This window comes from Nocardiopsis sp. RV163, from assembly GCF_001029525.1.
Taxonomy (GTDB): domain Bacteria; phylum Actinomycetota; class Actinomycetes; order Streptosporangiales; family Streptosporangiaceae; genus Nocardiopsis; species Nocardiopsis dassonvillei.
Genome location: NZ_LEKI01000264.1, coordinates 1 through 4,270, shown reverse-complemented (window position 1 = coordinate 4,270; position 4,270 = coordinate 1). Strand labels below are relative to the sequence as shown.

Annotated in this window: 4 protein-coding genes and 1 pseudogene; 2 read left to right on the top strand and 3 right to left on the bottom strand. The window is 73.3% G+C overall.

Annotated elements, in window-relative coordinates; all coding sequences use genetic code 11:
* Positions 1-433: C40 family peptidase (locus ABD54_RS25655; protein WP_047872125.1), on the top strand; the 433-nt coding region annotated here is incomplete at its 5' end.
* Between the two features lie 126 nt (positions 434-559).
* Entirely contained in the window at positions 560-1,714 is a 1,155-nt protein-coding gene (locus tag ABD54_RS25650) for a glycosyltransferase family 4 protein (RefSeq protein ID WP_047872124.1), read from the top strand.
* A 208-nt stretch (positions 1,715-1,922) separates the two neighbouring features.
* On the opposite strand, the gene ABD54_RS25645 is transcribed toward ABD54_RS25650, so the two are convergent.
* From ABD54_RS25645 to ABD54_RS25635, 3 genes and pseudogenes are all read right to left on the bottom strand, one after another.
* Complete coding sequence (locus ABD54_RS25645; RefSeq protein ID WP_047872123.1) at positions 1,923-3,218, bottom strand: Ig-like domain-containing protein; 1,296 nt, start codon at positions 3,216-3,218, stop codon at positions 1,923-1,925.
* A gap of 285 nt (positions 3,219-3,503) precedes the next feature.
* On the bottom strand, positions 3,504-3,929 hold the full coding sequence (locus tag ABD54_RS25640; protein ID WP_013154164.1) for a cytochrome c oxidase subunit 4: 426 nt from the start codon (positions 3,927-3,929) through the stop codon (positions 3,504-3,506).
* A gap of 6 nt (positions 3,930-3,935) precedes the next feature.
* A pseudogene (locus ABD54_RS25635) lies at positions 3,936-4,270 on the bottom strand (cytochrome ubiquinol oxidase subunit I); the annotation flags it as partial.

Here is a 4,270-nt window from a genome sequence, read left to right as displayed (position 1 = left end):
CGGCGGCCAGACCGGCGGCGGGGGCAGCGGCGGCGGAGGCGGAGGCGGCAGCTACACCGGCCCCGCTTCGGGCAACGCCAGGAGCGCTCTGGACTTCGCCTACGGCCAGATCGGCAAGCCCTACGTCTGGGGCGGCACCGGGCCCGGCGGCTACGACTGCTCCGGCCTGACCCAGGCCGCCTGGGCCGCCGCCGGAGTCAGTCTGCCCCGCACCACATACCAGCAGGTCAACGCGGGCCAGCGGGTCTCCTGGGAGAACAAGCAGCCCGGCGACCTGCTGTTCTTCTACCCCGGCGGCAGCGGCCCGGAGCACGTGGGCCTGTACGCGGGCGACAACGTCATGGTGCACGCCTCCACCTCGGCCCGCCCCATCGGCACGGTCACCCTGAACGACTACTACCGCGCCAACTTCGTCACCGCCGTCCGCCCCTGACCGGAGGCCGGCCCCCGGTGCCCCGCGACGCGCGCCGTCGCGGGGCACCGCCGCCTCCGGCTCCGCGCCGGGGCCCGTCCCGCGTGGAACGCCCCCCGCCGACCCCGCCGCGCCTAGACTCGCCCTGTGCCGCGAACTCTGATCATCACCAACGACTTCCCGCCCAAGCCCGGCGGCATCGAGGCCTTCGTTTACGAGATGGCCCTGCGCCGCCCCCGCGGATCGGTCGTGGTCTACTGCTCCTCCCCCGCCCGGGCCGACGCCGCCGCCGACCCGCACTTCGACCTGCGCCAGCCCTTCCCCGTCGTGCGCGACGCCGCCCGCGTCCTGCTGCCCACGCCGCGGGTGGCGCGGCGGGCACGCGCCATCGCCGACCTGGAGGGCTGCGACACGGTGCTCTACGGCGCCGCCGCCCCGCTGGGACTGCTCGCCGCCGGACTGGGCGAGGGCACCCCCGTCAAACGCCAGGTGGCCATCAGCCACGGCCACGAGACCTGGTGGGCCGCGATGCCCGGGTCCCGCGAGGCGCTGCGCCGCATCGGCGACACCACCGACACCGTCACCTACCTGGGCGAGTACACCCGCCGCCACCTGGCCCGGGCCCTGTCGGCCGACGCGGCCGCCCGCATGCGCGAGCTGACACCCGGCGTGGACACCGAGGCCTTCCGGCCCGGCGTCGGCGGCGAGGAGGTCCGCGCCCGCCTGGGCCTGGGCGAGCGCCCCGTGGTGCTGTGCGTGTCCCGGCTGGTGCCCCGCAAGGGCCAGGACACCCTGATCCGTGCCTGGCCCCGCGTCCTGGCCGAGGTGCCCGACGCGGTCCTGCTCGTCGTCGGCGACGGCCCCCACCGCCGGAGCCTGCTCTCGGCCGCGCGCGGAACGCCGTCAGTGGTCTTCACCGGCTCGGTCCCCCACCGCGACCTGCCGCCCTACTACGACGCCGCCGACGTGTTCGCCATGCCCTGCCGCAGCCGCAAGGGCGGCCTGGAGGCGGAGGGCCTGGGCATCGTCTACCTGGAGGCCTCGGCCTGCGGCCTGCCGGTGGTAGCGGGGGACTCCGGGGGCGCACCCGCCACTGTCCGGGACGGCGAGACCGGCCTGGTCGTGGACGGCTCCCTGCCGGGCCCCTCCGCGCGCGCCCTCATCGCCCTGCTGAAGGACCCCGGGCGCGCCGCCCAGATGGGCGCACACGGCCGCGCGTGGGTGAGCCGCTCCTGGACCTGGGAGCACACCGCCAGGCGCTTGGACGCCCTCCTGGAGGGTTCCCCGGACCTGCCCGCCTAGGTCGTGTTCCTCGGATCGTTCCGGTCCCGCCCGCCGCCCCACCACCCTTGACGCAGAGCCTTGGGCTCCAGCGCTTCCGCGGGCACCGGGCAGCCCCAGCCGCGCCGGTTGCGCCCGCAGAGCCGACCGGGCCGACCCGCGCGAACCGTCTCACGGGAGAGGGCCCGGACAGCCGCCCGCTGACCCGAAAACCTCCGCGGAGAACTCCCTAGAGCCCCTCGCCGTGCACGGAACCGGGGGTGCCCGAACCGTCGGTCACCTGCGGCTCGCCGGTCGCGCTCTGGCCCAGCCACTCCTCCCAGGACATCTGCCAGAAGCCCCAGCCGTTGTCCCACTCCAGTTCCCGGTCGGTCCCGGTGGTCTCCAGGACGTCGCCCATAAGGGAGTTCTCGTAGAACCAGCGGGCGTCGTCCACCGACATGTTCGTGCAGCCGTTGGAGGTGTCGGCCGACCCGATCCGCTCGTTCCAGGGGGCGGCGTGGGCGAACTCGCCGCTGTTGGAGGTGCGCACCGCCCAGTCCACGTCGAGCTTGTAGTAGTCGGGCGAGTCCTCGGGGATGCCGAGGGTGGCCGCGTCCATGACCAGGGACTCGTACTTCTCCATGGTCAGGTGCGTCCCCGAGGTGGTGGTGTTGAAGCGCTTGGAGGCCTCGCCGTTGCTCACGGGGATGGTGCGAGCGGGCTCGCCGTCGATCTCCACCAGCATCTCGTGGTCGGGCACGTGCATGGTCGAGACCATCTCGCGGCCGACCTCGAACTCCAGGCGGTGGTTCTCGATCCCGTAGACGCCCTCGGAGGCCTCCACCCCCGACAGGCGCAGGTCCACGCTCACCTGCTGGTAGGGCTCCCAGTACTCGCGGGGGCGGAACACCGCGGTCTTGTCGCCGACCCAGTTCCAAGCGCCCTCCACCCCCTGCTCGGAGGTCACCTCCATGGAGTTCTCCACCTGGGCCTTGTTGGTCACCGGCAGGTCGAAGTTGACGATGACCGGCATGCCCACGCCGACGGTGTCGCCGGAGGTGGGGAAGTTGGAGGCCAGCTCCAGGCGCCGCCCGGGCACGGCCTCCTCGGTGGAGAACTCCACGACCGCCTCGGAGGTCTCCCCGGAGTCGTCCTCGGCGGTGGCGCGGACGGTGACCGCGGAGCCCGGGGCCAGGTTCCAGTCGCTCACCCACCGGGCGCCGTCCTCGCTCAGGGCGCCGGTGAACTCCCACTGCTCGGCGTCCCCGGCCGCACCGGCGTCCTCGCCCTCCTCCGCGGAGGGTGACTGCTCGACGCGGACGTCGGTGAGCGAGCCCTCCTCCACCGACACCCGCACCGGGGTGTCGGGGGCGACGGAGGAGGCGCCCTCCTCGGGTGTGACGCTGATCCGCGGCCCGGTCTCGGCCTCCTCGCTGGGAGCCGCGGCGGGCTCCTGCTGGGCGGGGCCGGTGCAGGCCGTCGCGGCGAGCGCGACCGCGGCGGCGGCCGCCAGAGCACGGGGGGCGCGAACTCGTCCCTTCACGACAAGGACCTCCAGCGTCCGTTGCGACGGGGCCTCGGCGCGCGGGGCGCACCCGTGTCCGCGGTGCCCTGTCAGGTCAAGTGCAGGAAAACCCTACCCCGCCGAAGGGTCACGACACCGGTCGCCCGGACGGGAGTGCGCGAGGCCATGACACGAACACCCGGGGGGTGCCGACGGCCACCTCACAGGCTGTCCGGGCCGTGGCGAGAATGACGGCCGGACGCGTCCCGGGGGGCGCGTCCGGCCGTCGGCGGGGGCCGTCGCGCGGTTCGGCGGCCCGACCCCCTAGTGCTGGAACTCGTTGCGGTAGTACTCGAAGATCCAACCGATGGCGGTGAGGATGATGGCGAAGGCGCCGATGAACACCATCCACCAGCCGATCGCCACACCCACCGCGGTGAACGCCACGGCCAGGGCCACCCACAGCGGCCACGCGCTGTGCGGACTGAAGAAGCCGTACTCGCCGGAGTTCTCGGAGATCTCCCCGTCGAGCCGCTCCTCCGCGGGGAGCCCGTGGAAGTGCTCGCTGCGGCGGGCGGCCTGCCAGAGCCAGAAGCCGATCATCCAACCGAAGCCGATGGAGACCACCAGGGCGGTGGTGCCCGTCCACTCGATCGTGCCGGTGTCCTGCCAGGACCAGTACACGTACAGGGCGGCGGCCAGACCGAAGAAGGTCGAGACGCCCATGAACAGATAGGCCTGCGTCTTCATTGCGCCCTACTCCTTCGTGGCGCCCACCGGGACGGCGCCCGGGGCCGCGGCGTGCGGGTGGTTCAGGTCGAAGGCGGGACGCTCGGAGCGGATCCGCGGCAGCGACGTGAAGTTGTGCCGCGGCGGCGGGCAGGACGTGGCCCACTCCAGCGAGCAGCCGTAGCCCCACGGGTCGTCCACGGTGACCAGCGGCGCCTTCTTCGAGGTGATGTACACGTTCCAGAAGAAGATCAGCGTCGAGGCCGCCAGCACGAACGAGGAGACCGAGGAGATCTGGTTCAGCTCGGTGAAGCCGTCACCGGGGAGGTAGTCGGCGTAGCGGCGCGGGAAACCCGCCGCGC

What these genes read in the sequence shown, in the direction of transcription:
- ABD54_RS25640 (WP_013154164.1), bottom strand. Translation starts at nt 3,929, where the DNA reads ATGAAGACGCAGGCCTATCTGTTCATGGGCGTCTCGACCTTCTTCGGT.